Origin of the sequence: Flavobacterium fluviale (assembly GCF_003312915.1) — a bacterium.
Taxonomy (GTDB): domain Bacteria; phylum Bacteroidota; class Bacteroidia; order Flavobacteriales; family Flavobacteriaceae; genus Flavobacterium; species Flavobacterium fluviale.
Genome location: NZ_CP030261.1, coordinates 2,072,606 through 2,090,626, shown reverse-complemented (window position 1 = coordinate 2,090,626; position 18,021 = coordinate 2,072,606). Strand labels below are relative to the sequence as shown.

The 18,021-nt window shown below is 35.4% G+C and carries 13 protein-coding genes and 4 tRNA genes; 2 read left to right on the top strand and 15 right to left on the bottom strand.

Annotated features, from left to right (window positions below):
• The first annotated feature begins 479 nt into the window (after window positions 1-479).
• Both HYN86_RS09330 and HYN86_RS09325 read left to right on the top strand, forming a co-directional pair.
• Window positions 480-1,919, top strand: a complete 1,440-nt coding sequence (locus HYN86_RS09330) for an alpha-amylase (protein ID WP_113677773.1) — start codon at window positions 480-482, stop codon at window positions 1,917-1,919.
• Window positions 1,920-2,064: 145 nt separating this feature from the next.
• The gene (locus HYN86_RS09325) at window positions 2,065-3,657 is read left to right on the top strand and encodes a peptide chain release factor 3 (protein ID WP_113677772.1); all 1,593 of its coding nucleotides are present in this window, start codon (window positions 2,065-2,067) and stop codon (window positions 3,655-3,657) included.
• 290 nt (window positions 3,658-3,947) lie between these two features.
• Here the strand turns inward: HYN86_RS09325 and HYN86_RS09320 are convergent, their stop codons facing one another.
• The 15 genes from HYN86_RS09320 to hpf form a co-directional block, all read right to left on the bottom strand.
• Complete coding sequence (locus tag HYN86_RS09320; protein ID WP_012024017.1) at window positions 3,948-4,259, bottom strand: DUF3467 domain-containing protein; 312 nt, start codon at window positions 4,257-4,259, stop codon at window positions 3,948-3,950.
• A gap of 10 nt (window positions 4,260-4,269) precedes the next feature.
• Complete coding sequence (gene rpoC, locus HYN86_RS09315) at window positions 4,270-8,577, bottom strand: DNA-directed RNA polymerase subunit beta' (protein WP_057117051.1); 4,308 nt, start codon at window positions 8,575-8,577, stop codon at window positions 4,270-4,272.
• 257 nt (window positions 8,578-8,834) lie between these two features.
• On the bottom strand, window positions 8,835-12,647 hold the full coding sequence (rpoB, locus tag HYN86_RS09310) for a DNA-directed RNA polymerase subunit beta (RefSeq protein WP_057117052.1): 3,813 nt from the start codon (window positions 12,645-12,647) through the stop codon (window positions 8,835-8,837).
• Between the two features lie 264 nt (window positions 12,648-12,911).
• Window positions 12,912-13,283, bottom strand: coding sequence for a 50S ribosomal protein L7/L12 (gene rplL / locus HYN86_RS09305; protein WP_026730429.1), 372 nt, complete (start codon window positions 13,281-13,283; stop codon window positions 12,912-12,914).
• Between the two features lie 90 nt (window positions 13,284-13,373).
• Window positions 13,374-13,877, bottom strand: a complete 504-nt coding sequence (rplJ, locus tag HYN86_RS09300) for a 50S ribosomal protein L10 (RefSeq protein ID WP_057117054.1) — start codon at window positions 13,875-13,877, stop codon at window positions 13,374-13,376.
• A gap of 22 nt (window positions 13,878-13,899) precedes the next feature.
• Window positions 13,900-14,589 (bottom strand): 50S ribosomal protein L1, encoded by a 690-nt coding sequence (gene rplA, locus HYN86_RS09295; protein ID WP_057117055.1) that lies wholly within the window; start codon window positions 14,587-14,589, stop codon window positions 13,900-13,902.
• Window positions 14,590-14,602: 13 nt separating this feature from the next.
• The gene (gene rplK / locus HYN86_RS09290; RefSeq protein ID WP_057117056.1) at window positions 14,603-15,040 is read right to left on the bottom strand and encodes a 50S ribosomal protein L11; all 438 of its coding nucleotides are present in this window, start codon (window positions 15,038-15,040) and stop codon (window positions 14,603-14,605) included.
• A gap of 66 nt (window positions 15,041-15,106) precedes the next feature.
• A complete protein-coding gene (gene nusG / locus HYN86_RS09285; RefSeq protein WP_057117057.1) occupies window positions 15,107-15,658 on the bottom strand; it encodes a transcription termination/antitermination protein NusG in 552 nt (183 codons plus the stop codon).
• A gap of 10 nt (window positions 15,659-15,668) precedes the next feature.
• A complete protein-coding gene (gene secE / locus HYN86_RS09280) occupies window positions 15,669-15,866 on the bottom strand; it encodes a preprotein translocase subunit SecE (RefSeq protein WP_008466927.1) in 198 nt (65 codons plus the stop codon).
• A gap of 19 nt (window positions 15,867-15,885) precedes the next feature.
• Window positions 15,886-15,956: transfer RNA gene (locus HYN86_RS09275), tRNA-Trp, on the bottom strand.
• Between the two features lie 58 nt (window positions 15,957-16,014).
• Window positions 16,015-17,202: an elongation factor Tu gene (tuf, locus tag HYN86_RS09270; protein ID WP_057117058.1), complete on the bottom strand. Its 1,188-nt coding sequence runs from the start codon at window positions 17,200-17,202 to the stop codon at window positions 16,015-16,017.
• Between the two features lie 55 nt (window positions 17,203-17,257).
• Window positions 17,258-17,329, bottom strand: a tRNA-Thr gene (locus tag HYN86_RS09265).
• An 81-nt stretch (window positions 17,330-17,410) separates the two neighbouring features.
• A tRNA-Tyr gene (locus HYN86_RS09260) sits at window positions 17,411-17,491 on the bottom strand.
• A 60-nt stretch (window positions 17,492-17,551) separates the two neighbouring features.
• A tRNA-Thr gene (locus HYN86_RS09255) sits at window positions 17,552-17,625 on the bottom strand.
• Window positions 17,626-17,715: 90 nt separating this feature from the next.
• A complete protein-coding gene (gene hpf / locus HYN86_RS09250) occupies window positions 17,716-18,018 on the bottom strand; it encodes a ribosome hibernation-promoting factor, HPF/YfiA family (protein WP_057117059.1) in 303 nt (100 codons plus the stop codon).
• Window positions 18,019-18,021: the final 3 nt, after the last annotated feature.

Below are 18,021 nucleotides of genomic sequence, written 5' to 3'. Positions count from 1 at the left end.
GAATGTAAGCCTGTTCTAGATAATCCGCCAAATTATAGATGTTTTTCAAATGCTTATCAAAACATAAATAATTAAAGTATAGTTCTTTCGTAACTTATAACGAACAAAAATAACAATTCAATTACATAATACAACTATCCGCAATACTATTAACAAAAAATTATATGATGATCGGGTTCTACCAATTCAAAAACGCACACTACTTCGCATCAAATCAATTACATAAGCGTTTCCTAATCTTGTTTTATAATAAGTATTCTTCGCCAAAAATAAATGTCTCAAAACAAGCTAAATAAAAAAGTTCTCAACACTACAACGTTTTCGTAGTAAACTATTTTCTTACAAATTAGAATTAATTCAAAAAATACATACTTTAGATGCGTAATTAATAATTTATAACCACAAAAAATAAAGATATCTTTATTTAATAGCCTTTACATTAATAATTACAACAACTATTTAACTAAACCCTATCTATCATGAAAAAACCATTTTTAAAACTGTTTGTTCTTACAGCTATTACAGGACTGTTGTATTCGTGTTCCCAAAATGAACCGAGTGAAATTGATTCAAAAACTGAAAGCCAGCAATTTAAAATTATTAATGTTACGCACCACGACGGAAAACCATTTAGCACAGGAACTTCGAATTCTACAACAGGAAAATATGTAGACAATCCAGGTGGCGGTGTTATGATGCAGGCGTTCTATTGGGATGTTCCTGCCGGCGGTAATTGGTGGAATACTGTAAGTTCTAAAGTAACTGCCTGGTCAAATGCCGGTATCGGTTCAATTTGGCTTCCGCCAGCTTCAAAAGCGCAGAATGGAGCATTTTCTATGGGATATGATCCAACAGATTATTTCGATTTTGGAGATTACAATCAAAATGGAAGTTTAGAAACTAGATTTGGTTCGAAAACCGAATTGGTTAGTTTGATTACAAATGCACATAACGAAAACATGAAAGTATATGCCGATATTGTAATCAACCACAATAGCGGAGGCCAGTCAGAAGCTAATCCATTTACAGGAACAAATACTTGGACCAATTTTACGGGAATTGCTTCAGGAAAATTTAAGCGTACTTATAACGACTTTTATAAAAACAGCTATGGTAATAATGATGAAGGAGCCTTTGGAGGATTCCCTGATTTATGCCATGCGGCACCCAATGTAAAGGACTGGCTTTGGCTGAGAGCTGATGGAGTTGGCAAATACTACAAAAACACTATGAAATTTGACGGCTGGAGATTTGACTATGTTAAAGGTTTTGGTCCTTGGGTTGTAAATGCTTGGAATGCAAATGTAGGCGGATTTTCTGTTGGTGAATATTGGGATTCTAACGTAAATACACTCGAATGGTGGGCAAATAACGCGAATAGTTCTGTATTTGATTTTGCCTGCTACTACAAAATGAATGATGCCTTTGATGGAAATAATCTTGCGCTCCTAAATGATGATATGATGTGGAAACGTAATCCATATAAAGCGGTAACTTTTGTAACGAATCATGATACAGATGAAATATGGAGCAAATTATTGGCTTATTCTTATATCCTAACTCACGAAGGTTATCCCACAATTTTCTACAGAGATTACGAAGAATGGCTAGACAAAAACAAATTAAACAACTTGATTTGGATTCATAATAATAAAGCAACTGGAACAACTTCTATTTTATATTCTGATAATGACGAATATGTAGCGAGAAGAAATGGTTACAATGGAAATCCTGGATTGGTTGTCTATATTAATAATTCTGATGTCTGGCAGGAAAGATGGGTGCAGACCAATTGGGCCAGTACACAAATTAAAGATTTCACTGGAAATTCGACTTGGTATCCAACGACTCAAGCCGATAAATGGGTAAAAATACAATGTCCTCCAAAAGGATATTCAATTTGGTCAATTAATCAGTAATTTAAAATGACTATTGTAAGGCTGTTTTATAACAGCCTTATTTTTTTCTTTTAGACTTGAAAGAGAAAAACTGTTCCAATTTAAGAAGTGAATATTTTTATTAAGCGGTAATTAATAGTATTTTTGCAACCTATTTATACGAAATATGAGCTTTTTAAAAGAAATACAACGCAGAAGAACATTTGGAATTATATCGCATCCCGATGCTGGTAAAACAACATTAACGGAAAAATTACTGTTATTTGGAGGTGCTATTCAGGAAGCAGGAGCTGTAAAGAATAACAAAATTAAAAAAGGAGCAACAAGTGACTTTATGGAAATCGAACGCCAAAGAGGTATTTCGGTTTCGACTTCTGTACTTGCTTTTAATTATAAAGACAAAAAAATCAATATTCTTGATACACCAGGACACAAGGATTTTGCCGAAGATACATTTAGAACTTTAACCGCAGTTGACAGTGTAATTGTCGTTATTGACGTTGCAAAAGGGGTTGAGGAGCAGACAGAAAAATTAGTTGCTGTTTGTAGAATGCGTAACATTCCTATGATTGTTTTCATCAATAAATTAGATCGTGAAGGTAAAGATGCTTTTGATTTGATGGATGAAGTGGAACAAAAATTAGGTTTAACTGTTACACCTTTAAGTTTCCCTATTGGAATGGGTTATGATTTCCAAGGAATTTATAATTTGTGGGAAGAAAACATCAATCTTTTTAGTGGAGACAGCCGAAAAAATATTGAGGAAACAATTGCTTTTTCTGATGTTCAAAACAATCCAGAACTAGATAAAATTGTTGGTCAAAAAGCTGCTGAAAAACTTCGTGAGGAATTAGAATTGATTGATGAAGTGTATCCAAAATTTGAGCGTCAAGATTATCTTGACGGAAAAATACAGCCTGTATTTTTTGGATCTGCTTTGAATAATTTCGGAGTTCGTGAATTACTGGATTGTTTCGTTACAATCGCTCCATCACCAAGACCAAAAGATTCAGAAACTCGTTTAGTTGATCCGACCGAAGAAAAAATGTCTGGTTTTGTATTTAAAATACATGCCAACATGGATCCTAAGCACCGTGACCGTTTAGCTTTTATTAAAATTGTTTCGGGAACTTTCGAAAGAAACAAACCTTACTACCATGTCCGCCAGAAGAAAAATTTGAAATTCTCTAGTCCGAATGCCTTTTTCGCTGAGAAAAAAGAAATCGTTGATATTTCTTACCCAGGTGATATTGTTGGTTTACATGATACTGGAAATTTCAAAATTGGTGATACTTTGACAGAGGGCGAAATAATGAGTTTTAAAGGAATTCCGAGTTTCTCTCCAGAGCACTTTAGATATATCAATAACGCTGATCCGATGAAAGCAAAACAGCTTGATAAAGGTGTTGACCAATTAATGGATGAAGGTGTTGCTCAGTTATTTACTTTAGAAATGAACAATCGTAAAGTAATTGGAACTGTTGGAGCACTTCAATATGAAGTTATTCAATATCGTTTAGAGCATGAATATGGCGCAAAATGTACATATGAGAATTTCCCTGTTCATAAAGCGTGCTGGGTAAAACCTGATGATGCTAAGAATGAAGAATTCAAAGAATTTAAACGCATCAAACAAAAATTCTTAGCTCACGATAAATATGGTCAACTGGTATTTTTAGCAGATTCTGACTTTACTATTCAAATGACTCAAAGTAAATATCCGAGTGTGAAATTATACTTTACATCAGAATTTGATTAATTCTTTTTTTGAAAAGAATATATCAAAAGGCTGTCTAATAATTTTAGACAGCCTTTTTTATTTGCAATAAAAAAAGCGCTAATATTAAAATTAACGCTTTTCTTAATTTGAATTAAATCAACCTTACTAAGTCATTATATTTCAAAAATTAAATCATTCATAAAAACCAACAAATTAGTTCAATACATTGATTTTAAAAAATTTAGTCGATTAAAGGAATTAAAATCTGATAAAATGCATTTAATGAGATTTCTCATAAAAAAAGCCCCTTAAAAAAGGGGCTTTAAAATTTATGCTTGTCCCGCAGGACCAAAATTAAGTGGTATTGGTGCTTGCTCTGTCTCTTTGATTTCGCCATGAGCTGCTTCAAATCGATGGATATTTTCACCTATTGCTCTTAATAATCTTTTAGCATGTTGTGGTGTCAAAACAATTCTTGACTTTACCTTGGCTTTAGGAATACCTGGCATAATGCTCACAAAATCTAAAACAAACTCTGATGATGAGTGATTAATAATCGCAAGATTAGAATAAATTCCTTCTGCGATAGTTTCGTCTAACTCAATATTAATTTGCTCTTGTTGTTGTTTCGGATTACTCATAGTTTCCTAATTAATAAATATATTCTTCTTTATTAGCCATCATTTCGTTGTAATCGTCTTTAGATCCTACAATAGTATTATCGTATTCTCTCATACCAGTTCCCGCAGGAATTCTGTGTCCAACAATTACATTTTCTTTTAATCCTTCTAAATCATCTACTTTACCAGCTACAGCAGCTTCGTTAAGTACTTTTGTTGTTTCTTGGAAAGAAGCAGCAGAGATGAATGATTTAGTTTGTAACGAAGCTCTCGTAATACCTTGAAGAACTGGCGTTGCAGTTGCAGTAATTACGTCTCTTGCTACAACAAGATTTCTATCATTTCGTTTCAATAATGAGTTTTCATCACGTAATTCACGAGGTGTAATAATCTGACCTGGTTTCAATACTGAAGAATCTCCAGCATCCTCAACTACCTTCATACCATACAATTTATCGTTTTGAACGATGAAATCTTTAGTATGAATTAATTGATCCTCTAAGAATAAAGTATCACCTGGATCCTGAACTCTTACTTTACGCATCATTTGACGAATAACTACCTCAAAGTGCTTGTCATTAATTTTTACCCCTTGTAAACGGTATACCTCTTGAATTTCATTTACCAAGTACTGCTGAACAGCAGCTGGACCTTGAATTCTTAAGATATCATCTGGTGTAATTGCACCATCAGACAATGGAACTCCCGCTCTTACGAAGTCATTTTCTTGTACTAAGATCTGGCTAGAAAGTTTAACTAAATACTTTTTAATTTCACCAAATTTAGACTCGATAACGATCTCACGGTTACCTCTTTTAATTTTTCCGAAAGATACAACACCGTCAATTTCAGATACAACTGCTGGGTTGGAAGGGTTACGAGCCTCAAGCAACTCCGTAATTCTTGGTAAACCTCCCGTGATATCGCCTGCTTTAGAAGAACGACGAGGGATTTTTACTAATACTTTACCTGCTTTAATTTTCTCACCGTTTTCAACCATTAAGTGTGCACCTACTGGCAAGTTGTAAGAACGAATCAATTCTCCTTCTTTACCGTAAACCAATAAAGTTGGGATTAATTTTTTGTTTCTAGCCTCAGAAATTACTTTTTCTTGGAAACCAGTCTGCTCATCGATCTCAACCATGAACGATTGACCTTGTTCTAAATCTTCGTAAGCAATCTTACCAGTAAATTCAGAAACAATTACACCGTTATATGGATCCCATTTACAGATTACAGTTCCTTTTGCGACAGTATCACCATCATTTACAAAAATACTAGATCCGTAAGGGATGTTATGTGTATTTAAAACAATTCCAGTTTTCTCATCAACTAATTTTAATTCAGTTGAACGTGAAACTACGATATCAACAGAGTTTCCTTCTCCGTCTTCTCCTTTAACTGTTTTTAAATCTTCAATTTCAAGTCTACCGTTAAATCTTGTAATAATACTAGATTCTTCAGAAATACCTCCGGCAACCCCTCCAACGTGGAACGTACGAAGTGTTAACTGTGTACCTGGCTCTCCAATAGACTGAGCTGCAATAACTCCGACAGCTTCACCTCTTTGTGTCATCTTACCAGTAGCTAAGTTTCTACCGTAACATTTAGCACAAATACCTTTTAAAGCCTCACAAGTTAATGGAGATCTAACTTCTACTTTTTCAATTGGAGAAGCTTCGATCGTTCTCATAATTGATTCCGTAATTTGCTCTCCAGATTTAACCATTACTTCATTAGTAAGAGGATTAATAACATCCTGCAATGCAACACGTCCTAAAATTCTCTCTCCTAAAGATTCAACGATTTCCTCATTTTTCTTCAATGCAGCAACTTCAACACCTCTAAGAGTTCCACAATCTTCGATGTTAACAATAACATCTTGAGAAACGTCATGAAGTCTTCTTGTTAAGTAACCAGCATCGGCCGTTTTAAGAGCCGTATCCGCAAGACCTTTACGAGCACCGTGAGTAGAAATAAAGTACTCAAGGATCGAAAGACCTTCCTTAAAGTTAGAAAGAATCGGGTTTTCAATGATCTCACCACCACCAGCAGTAGATTTTTTAGGCTTAGCCATCAAACCACGCATACCAGTTAACTGACGAATCTGTTCCTTAGAACCCCTCGCCCCAGAATCAAGCATCATATATACAGAGTTGAAACCTTGCTGGTCTTCTCTAATATTTTTCATTGCTAATTCTGTTAACTGCGCATTTGCTGAAGTCCATACGTCAATAACTTGGTTGTAACGCTCGTTATTTGTGATAAGACCCATGTTATAGTTAGTTGAGATACCTTCAACTTGCTCTCTAGCATCTGCAATTAACTTAGTTTTTTGTTCTGGGATTCGAATATCACCTAAAGAGAATGATAAACCTCCTCTAAATGCGAATTTATAACCCATATCTTTCATATTATCCAAGAAAGCTGCCGTAGTAGGTACATCAGTCACACTTAAAATGTGTCCGATAATATCTCTAAGGTTTTTCTTAGTCAATACGTCATTGATATATCCAGCTGCCTCAGGTACTACTTCATTAAATAATACACGTCCTGCAGTTGTTTGAATAATTTGGTACACTAATTCTCCAGCCTCATTAAAATCTTTCGCTCTAATTTTCACACGAGCATTTAATTCTAATCTTCCTTCGTTTAATGCAATGTTTACTTCTTCAGCAGAATAGAAAGTCAAATCTTGACCTAAAATTTTGTGATCTTCTGTAGAAATACGCTCTTTGGTCATATAATATAGACCCAAGACCATGTCCTGAGAAGGTACAGTAATAGGCGCACCATTTGCAGGGTTCAAGATATTATGAGAAGCCAACATTAATAATTGAGCCTCTAAAATAGCCTCTGGCCCTAATGGTAAGTGAACCGCCATCTGGTCACCATCGAAATCGGCGTTGAAAGCCGTACATACTAATGGGTGTAATTGGATCGCTTTTCCTTCAATTAATTTTGGCTGAAAAGCTTGAATACCAAGTCTGTGCAAAGTAGGAGCACGGTTAAGTAATACTGGGTGTCCTTTAATTACATTTTCAAGGATATCCCAAACTACAGGCTCTTTTTTGTCAATGATTTTCTTTGCAGATTTTACTGTTTTTACAATACCTCTTTCAATCAATTTACGGATAACGAAAGGTTTGTATAATTCAGATGCCATATCTTTTGGCAATCCGCACTCATATAATTTTAACTCTGGACCAACGACAATTACCGAACGAGCAGAATAATCCACACGTTTTCCTAAAAGGTTTTGACGGAAACGTCCTTGCTTACCTTTTAATGAGTCAGATAATGATTTTAATGGTCTGTTAGATTCTGTTTTTACAGCAGAAGCTTTACGTGTGTTGTCAAATAATGAATCAACAGATTCTTGTAACATACGTTTCTCGTTTCTTAAGATAACTTCTGGAGCTTTGATCTCCATTAATCTTTTTAAACGGTTGTTACGGATGATTACACGACGATATAAATCGTTCAAATCTGAAGTTGCAAAACGACCTCCATCAAGTGGTACAAGCGGACGTAATTCTGGCGGGATAACTGGAACCACTTTCATGATCATCCATTCTGGACGGTTTTCGCGGTTTTCGTTAGACTCACGGAAAGACTCAACAACTTGTAATCTTTTTAAAGCTTCAGTTTTTCTTTGTTTAGATGTTTCGTTGTTAGCGCTGTGTCTTAATTCATAAGATAAAGCATCTAAGTCAATACGAGCTAATAAATCCATAATACACTCTGCTCCCATTTTGGCAACAAATTTGTTTGGATCTAAATCATCTAAATATTGATTTTCTTGCGGAAGAGTATCTAAAATATTTAAATATTCCTCTTCAGTTAAGAAATCTAATCTTTGTAAAGATTCTCCATCTGCATTTTTAGCAATACCAGCTTGGATTACTACGTATCTTTCGTAGTAAATGATCATGTCTAATTTCTTAGATGGAAGACCAAGGATATAACCAATTTTGTTTGGCAGAGAACGGAAATACCAGATATGAGCAATTGGCACAACAAGGTTGATGTGTCCTACTCTATCACGACGTACTTTCTTCTCAGTAACTTCAACACCACAACGGTCACAGATGATACCTTTGTAACGAATTCTTTTATATTTACCACAAGCACACTCAAAATCCTTAACAGGTCCGAAAATTCTTTCGCAGAAAAGTCCGTCACGCTCAGGCTTGTGCGTTCTATAGTTGATAGTTTCCGGCTTTAAAACCTCTCCTCTTGATTCTTTCAAGATAGATTCTGGTGAAGCCAATCCAATTGAGATTTTATTAAATCTTTTAACTGGATTTTTATCTTTATTGTTTCTGTTATTCATCATAGTTTTTACTATTGATTTATTTGCAATTAAAAAATTGATTTTAGATTTATAATCTACTCTTTTAGAATAAAGAGTTAATCATTCAGCTACTACCTCGGGTTACTTCTCTAAACCTCAAAATTAAATTTGAAGTGCTAGTTATAAAATGCCTCGCATTTTTATAAAAAATCGGAACGGTTTACGGGTATAAATCTTTAAAAACTTTATAAATGAGTAATCAGTCCCATTAAAAAATGAGACTGATTACAAAACTTTTTTTATTCTTCTAAACGAATGTCTAGTCCAAGACCTTTCAATTCGTGCATCAATACATTGAATGATTCTGGTAAACCTGGTTCTGGCATAGATTCTCCTTTAACGATAGCCTCGTAAGTTTTAGCTCTACCAATAACGTCATCAGACTTAACAGTTAAGATCTCACGTAAAGTACTTGACGCACCATAAGCCTCAAGTGCCCAAACCTCCATCTCTCCAAAACGCTGACCTCCAAATTGAGCCTTACCTCCAAGTGGCTGCTGCGTAATCAATGAGTATGGTCCGATAGAACGTGCGTGCATCTTATCATCAACCATGTGCCCTAATTTAAGCATGTAAATTACACCCACAGTTGCTTTTTGTGCAAAACGCTCTCCAGTTCCACCATCATAAAGGTATGTATGTCCAAAACGTGGTACGTTAGCCTCATCAGTCAAAGCATTGATTTCATCAAGAGAAGCACCGTCAAAAATTGGAGTAGCAAATTTTCTACCCAAGTTCATACCAGCCCATCCAAGAACAGTCTCATAAATCTGACCAATGTTCATACGTGAAGGTACCCCAAGTGGATTCAATACGATATCTACTGGTGTTCCGTCTTCTAAGAAAGGCATATCTTCATGACGAACGATTCTAGCAACAATACCTTTGTTACCGTGACGACCTGCCATTTTATCCCCTACTTTCAGTTTACGTTTCTTAGCAATATAAATCTTAGCTAATTTCAAGATTCCAGATGGTAATTCGTCTCCAACTGTAATAGTGAATTTTTCTCTTCTTAAAGATCCTTGTAAGTCGTTCAGCTTAATTTTATAGTTATGGATTAAATCATTAACCATTTTATTTGTAGCGTCATCAGCAACCCATTGACCTTTGCTTAAGTGAGCAAAATCTTCTACTGCGTAAAGCATTTTCTGAGTATATTTTTTACCTTTTGGTAAAACTTCTTCACCCAAATCATTCATTACACCTTGAGATGTTTTTCCATTAACAATCAAGAATAATTTTTCAACTAATCTGTCTTTTAATTCAACAAATTTAGTTTCAAACTCCATTTCTAAAGCGCCTAAAGCATCTTTATCTTGAGTACGTTTACGTTTATCTTTTACGGCTCTTGCAAATAATTTTTTGTCAAGGACTACACCATGTAAAGATGGAGAAGCTTTTAATGAAGCATCTTTTACATCACCTGCCTTATCGCCGAAGATTGCACGAAGCAATTTCTCTTCTGGAGTAGGATCTGATTCTCCTTTTGGTGTAATTTTTCCGATCAAAATGTCGCCAGGTTTAACCTCTGCTCCAATTCTAATCATACCGTTTTCATCTAAATCTTTAGTAGCTTCTTCAGAAACGTTAGGAATATCGTTTGTTAACTCTTCGTTTCCTAACTTAGTATCTCTAACCTCTAATGAATAATCATCAACGTGGATAGAAGTAAAAATATCATCACGAACTACTTTTTCAGAAATTACAATCGCATCCTCGAAGTTATACCCTTTCCATGGCATGAACGCAACTTTTAAGTTTCTACCTAAAGCTAATTCTCCATTTTGAGTAGCATATCCTTCAGACAATACTTGTCCAGGAACAACTCTATCACCTTTTCTTACGATAGGTTTCAAGTTGATACTTGTACCTTGATTGGTTTTTCTAAATTTAATTAAGTTGTAAGTTTTCTCATCAGCATCAAAACTAACCATTCTCTCGTCTTCCGTACGATCGTATTTAATAGTAATGATATTAGCATCAACATACTCAACAGTACCATGCCCTTCAGCATTGATTAATACTCTTGAATCTGAAGCTACCTGACGCTCTAAACCTGTACCAACGATTGGTGCTTCAGGACGGATCAAAGGAACTGCCTGACGCATCATGTTTGATCCCATCAACGCACGGTTCGCATCATCATGCTCCAAGAAAGGAATTAAAGATGCAGAAATCGATGCAATTTGGTTAGGAGCAACGTCTGTATAATGTACTGATGTTGGTTCAACAACTGGAAAGTCACCTTCCTCACGAGCAATAACATTGCTAGCTGTAATTTTACCAGAAGCATCCATTTCAATGTTTGCCTGAGCAATCATTTTTCCTTCTTCTTCTTCAGCACTTAAGTAAATAGGTGTACTTTCTAAATCAACTACACCATCAGTAACTTTACGGTAAGGAGTCTCAATGAATCCCATTCCGTTAACTTTTGCATAAACACCAAGAGATGAAATCAAACCAATGTTTGGTCCCTCAGGAGTTTCAATCGGACATAAACGACCATAGTGAGTATAGTGAACGTCACGAACCTCGAAACCAGCTCTCTCTCTCGAAAGTCCACCTGGTCCAAGTGCAGAAAGTCTTCTTTTGTGTGTAATCTCAGCTAATGGATTAGTTTGATCCATAAATTGAGATAACTGGTTAGTACCAAAGAAAGAGTTAATAACTGATGATAATGTTTTAGCATTAATCAAATCAATTGGTGTAAACACCTCGTTATCTCTAACGTTCATTCTCTCACGAATAGTTCTAGCCATACGTGCTAAACCAACACCGAATTGTTGAGACAACTGTTCGCCAACTGTTCTAACACGACGGTTTGATAAGTGATCGATATCATCAATCTCTGCTTTAGAGTTAATTAATTCGATCAAATATTTTACGATTGTAATGATATCTTCTTTAGTAAGCACTTGCTTATCCATTGGGATATCTAAATCTAATTTTTTGTTCATTCTGTAACGACCAACTTCACCTAAGTTATAACGTTGATCAGAGAAGAACAATTTATCTATAATACCACGAGCAGTTTCCTCATCAGGCGGTTCAGCGTTACGCAACTGACGGTAAATGTGCTCTACAGCTTCTTTTTCAGAGTTTGTTGGATCTTTTTGTAACGTGTTGTGGATAATAGCATAATCTGCTTGGTTGTTATCCTCTTTGTGCAACAAAATAGATTTTACATTAGAATCAATGATCTCTTCAACATTATCTTTGTCGATAATAGTATCACGATCAAGGATGATTTCGTTACGCTCGATAGAAACTACCTCTCCAGTATCCTCATCTACGAAATCCTCGTGCCATGTGTTCAAAACACGTGCAGCAAGTCTTCTTCCAATATATTTTTTAATTCCTGTTTTAGAAACTTTAATTTCTTCAGCTAAGTCGAAAATTTCAAGGATATCCTTATCTCTTTCGAATCCAATCGCACGGAATAAAGTTGTTACAGGTAATTTTTTCTTTCTATCGATATAAGCGTACATTACACTATTAATATCAGTAGAAAATTCTATCCAAGAACCTTTAAAAGGAATTACTCTGGCAGAATATAGTTTTGTTCCATTTGCGTGGAATGATTGTCCAAAGAAAACCCCAGGAGAACGGTGTAATTGAGATACTACTACACGCTCAGCACCATTAATAACAAAGGTACCACTTGGAGTCATATAAGGAATTGTCCCAAGATAAACATCTTGCACAATAGTTTCAAAATCTTCGTGTTCTGGATCTGTACAGTATAGTTTCAACCTAGCTTTTAAAGGCACACTATAAGTAAGACCTCTCTCTATACATTCTTGAATTGTATAACGTGGTGGATCTACAAAATAATCTAGGAACTCCAATACAAAGTTATTTCTTGTATCTGTGATCGGAAAGTTTTCCATGAAGGTGTTGTATAACCCTTCGTTGCCTCTTTCGTCAGATTTCGTTTCTAATTGAAAGAAATCTTTAAAAGATTTAACCTGAACATCTAAGAAATCTGGATAGTCAGGAATATTTTTTGTAGAGGCAAAATTCAATCTTTCAGTCTGATTTGTTATCATCAATGGACAAAATTTTGATTAAAAAAAAGTAATTTTTTGTGTAAACACACACTGTTTAATATATACTTTCTTATTATAATCAATACATCTTTAAAAATAAACTATAAAAAGGAGTTCCATTTTTTGTCTTCGTATTGATCAAAAACTTTTTCGTATTTTAAACTATTTGATAATAAAACTTGATCTATTTTATTATACGAAAAATGGTTTAGACCCTTGGATGGTTACATCCAAGGTCTAAACCTAGTTCTAAACTGTGTTTTGTTATTTTAACTCAACAACAGCTCCAGCTTCTTCTAATGCTTTTTTAAGACCTTCAGCCTCTTCTTTAGAAACACCTTCTTTAACGTTACTTGGAGCACCATCAACTACATCTTTAGCTTCTTTAAGACCTAAACCTGTAAGTTCTTTAACTAATTTTACAACTGCTAATTTAGAAGCTCCAGCTTCTTTTAATACAACTGTAAATTCAGTTTGTGCTTCTTCAGCAGCACCTTCTCCACCACCAGCAGCAACTACTACAGCTGCAGCAGCAGGCTCGATACCATACTCGTCTTTTAATATTGTTGCTAATTCGTTAACTTCTTTAACTGTTAAGTTAACTAATTGTTCTGCGAATTGTTTCAAATCTGCCATTTTTTCTATCGTTTAAAATGATTTGTAAAATTATATTTTGTTTATTGTGCGCTATTTAAGCAGTAAGAGAAAACTCTCTTACAATAATTATTATGCTTCAGCTTCTTCTTCGCTACCAGCGAATTTGTTTTGCAAAGCAGAAATAATTCTTTGAGCTGGAGATTGTAACAATCCAATAAGCTCTCCAAGAAGTTCTTCTTTAGATTTAATAGTTGCTAATGCATCTAATTGATTATCTCCAATATAAACTTCATTATTGATGAAAGCACCTTTTAAAACTGGTTTATCAGATTTCTTACGGAAATCTTTGATAATTTTCCCAGGAGCATTAGCTACATCAGAAATGAATATAGCACTATTACCAGTCAATACTGAAGGTAAATCACCATAGTCATTAGCAGAAGCTTCCATTGCTTTTGCAAGCAAAGTGTTCTTAACAACTTCTAATTTGATTCCTGCTTTAAAACAAGCTCTACGTAAGTTTGAAGTTGTTTCTGCGTTTAATCCAGAAATATCAGATACATAAATGATATTTGTACCAGCTAACTGCGCAGTTAAATTTTCAATCGCGATTGATTTTTCTTCTCTAGTCATACTAAAAATTTTTAACTACCAATTATACTGCTTTAGGATCCAATGCAATAGCTGGACTCATAGTGCTTGTAAGGTGAATACCTTTAATGTATGTACCTTTAGCAGCAGTTGGTTTAAGTTTTATTAATGTTTGAATAATTTCGTGTGCGTTGTCAACAATTTGCTCAGCTCCAAAAGAAACTTTACCAATTCCTGCGTGAACGATACCAGTTTTGTCAACTTTAAAGTCAATTTTACCAGCTTTAACCTCTTGAACAGCTTTAGCAACATCCATAGTTACTGTACCTGTTTTAGGGTTTGGCATTAAACCTCTAGGTCCTAAAATACGACCTAACGGACCTAATTTACCCATAACAGCAGGCATAGTAATGATCACATCAACATCTGTCCAACCGTCTTTAATTTTTTGTAAATAATCGTCAAGACCTACATAATCAGCCCCAGCTTCTTTAGCTTCCGCTTCTTTATCTGGAGTAACCAATGCTAATACTTTAACGTCTTTACCTGTTCCGTGAGGTAATGTAACCACACCTCTAACCATTTGATTCGCTTTTCTTGGATCTACACCCAAACGAACTGCGATATCAACAGACTCATCAAATTTTGCAGAAGCAACTACTTTTATTAATGCAGCAGCATCTTTAAGAGAGTATAATTTGTTCTTTTCAATTTTTGAAGCAGCCTCTTTTTGCTTTTTTGTTAATTTTGCCATGTCTTTTTCTTAATTAAAAAGGAGCGTCTCCTGATACAGTTATACCCATAGATCTAGCTGTTCCAGCAACCATACTCATTGCAGCTTCCACAGTGAAAGCGTTTAAGTCCGGCATTTTGTCTTCAGCAATAGTTCTAATTTGTTCCCAAGTAACGCTAGCTACTTTTTTACGATTAGGCTCACCAGAACCAGATTTTAGCTTTGCAGCTTCCATTAACTGAACCGCCGCTGGAGGAGTCTTAACAACAAAATCAAATGATTTGTCTTTGTACACAGTGATTTGCACTGGACAAATTTTGCCAGGTTTATCTTGAGTTCTAGCATTAAACTGCTTACAAAACTCCATGATATTAACCCCAGCAGCTCCTAAAGCAGGTCCAACCGGTGGCGACGGGTTCGCAGCACCTCCCTTAACTTGTAGTTTAACTACCTTACTAATTTCTTTAGCCATTTTTAAAAAATTTAACACTGTAATCAATGGAAGCGATTACAATGGTTATTATAGTGTAACAAAAAATTATACTTTTTCTACTTGCATAAAGCTTAATTCCAATGGAGTTTTTCTTCCGAAAATCTTTACCATAACCTCAAGTTTACGCTTCTCTTCATTGATTTTTTCAACAGAACCATTAAATCCGTTAAAAGGACCATCAATAACCTTAACAGTCTCACCAACACTAAATGGTATTGATCTTGTATCCGTATTTACCGCCAATTCATCTACCTTACCTAACATACGGTTAACCTCAGAAAGCCTCAAAGGAACAGGTTCCCCACCCTTCGTTTCTCCTAAAAAACCAATAACACTAGTAATTGACTTAATAATATGAGGTATCTCACCAACCAAGTTGGCTTCGATCATAACATATCCAGGAAAATAAACTTTATCCTTGGACATTTTCTTTCCCTCTTTTACAGTAACTACTTTTTCTGTAGGCACTAAAACCTGGGAAACATAATCACCCATACCTAATCTGGCAATTTCAGTTTCGATATAAGCTTTGACTTTATTTTCTTGTCCGCTTACAGCTCTAACCACATACCATTTTTTCACATTATTATCTGCCATCACAAAAAAATTATCCTTTTAACCAGTTAAAAAATCCAGCCAAAGCTTTTGCAAAAAATTCATCTACTCCCCATGTCGCCAAAGCGAATAAGATAGAAAATACAGCCACAACAATTGTCAATTTTTGAACTTCAGCCCAAGCTGGCCAAGTAACATTTGACTTTAACTCTTCGAAAGCCTCTGATAAATAATTAGTAACTTTTGTCATTTGATATATTTTTTTATTGCACGGGCGGAGGGATTCGAACCCCCATCAACGGTTTTGGAGACCGCTATTCTACCCTTGAACTACGCCCGTAATTAAAAGCCAGTGACTTCATTAAGAAAGTCAACTGGCTTTTTAATATTTATAGAAATTATTCTAAAATTTCAGTAACCTGACCAGCACCTACTGTTCTACCACCTTCACGGATAGCAAAACGTAAACCTACGTTCATTGCGATTGGACTTAATAAAGCAACCTCAATTGTCAAGTTATCACCTGGCATTACCATCTCTACACCTGCTGGTAAAGAAATAACTCCTGTTACGTCAGTTGTACGTACGTAGAACTGTGGACGGTAGTTATTGTGGAATGGAGTGTGACGTCCACCTTCTTCTTTTTTCAAGATATAAACCTCAGCTTTGAATTTAGCGTGTGGTTTTACTGAACCTGGCTTAATAATAACCATACCTCTTTTGATATCAGCTTTATCAATACCTCTTAACAATAAACCTACGTTATCTCCTGCTTCTCCTCTATCAAGGATTTTACGGAACATCTCAACTCCTGTAATAGTAGAAGTTAATTTTTCAGCTCCCATACCAATGATTTCAACAGGATCTCCTGTATTAGCAATACCAGTTTCGATACGACCTGTAGCAACAGTTCCACGACCTGTAATTGTAAATACGTCCTCTACTGGCATCAAGAATGGTTTAGCTACGTCACGTACTGGCTCTTCGATCCAAGCATCAACAGCATCCATTAATTCTAAAATTTTAGGAACCCATGCAGCATCATTATTCAATCCACCTAAAGCAGAACCTTGAATAACTGGACCATTATCTCCATCATATTCGTAGAAAGATAATAAATCTCTAATTTCCATCTCAACAAGCTCTAACAACTCAGCATCATCAACCATATCCACTTTGTTCATGAAAACAACGATTCTTGGAATACCAACCTGACGACCTAAAAGGATGTGCTCACGAGTTTGTGGCATTGGACCATCTGTAGCAGCAACTACTAAGATAGCTCCGTCCATTTGAGCTGCTCCAGTAACCATGTTCTTTACGTAATCCGCGTGACCTGGACAGTCAACGTGAGCGTAGTGACGGTTAGCTGTTTCATACTCTACGTGTGATGTATTAATAGTAATACCTCTTTCTTTCTCCTCTGGAGCGTTATCGATTTGATCAAACGATTTTGCTTGACAGTAACCAGCATCTGACAATACTTTTGTAATTGCAGCAGTTAATGTAGTTTTTCCGTGATCCACGTGTCCAATTGTACCTATGTTTAAGTGCGGTTTGGAACGATTAAAATTCTCCTTTGCCATTTTACTTAATTTTTAATCTTAGTTATATATTAATTTTCAATTTCCTACTTACTTGAGCCAATGTCGGGATTTGAACCCGAGACCTCTTCCTTACCAAGGAAGCACTCTACCCCTGAGCTACACCGGCAGAGAGTTCTGATTTTAGATCTGAATCTAGATTTCAGATTTCAAAAACCTAAAACCCAAAATCTTACCTTCTTTTTTTTTGTGGGGAGAGCAGGATTCGAACCTGCGAAGTTCACACAGCAGATTTACAGTCTGCCCTCGTTGGCCGCTTGAGTATCTCCCCTAATTTTTTAATTCCATTATTTTAAGAACCAATTTCAAATCGCATTTGAAACTTTTTTTGAGCCGATAGAGGGACTCGAACCCACGACCTGCTGATTACAAATCAGCTGCTCTAGCCAGCTGAGCTACATCGGCGAATGCATTAAAAAAGTCCGCTATTTCTAACGGACTGCAAATGTAGGTATTTTATCTTTTAATCAAAACATTTTTTAAAAAAAATTTCAATTAAATATGTGCTCTTATTTTTTCTTTCCTTTTCACAAGCAAACGTTCTAAAGATTCTGCAGAAAGCTCGACCGCCTCCTCAAATGTTTTACACTGTTTTTTTACCAAAAAATCATCACCAGGAACATTAATCTTTATCTCTACCACCTTGTTTTCTTTATCACTTGTTCTTTCAACTTTTAAAAAAACATCTGAAGAAACCACTCGATCGTAGTATTTTTCTAACTTATCCATTCTTTCCTGAATAAAATCGACCAATTTTCTGTCGACAGTAAAGTTAACTGCATGAACATCTACCTTCATAAT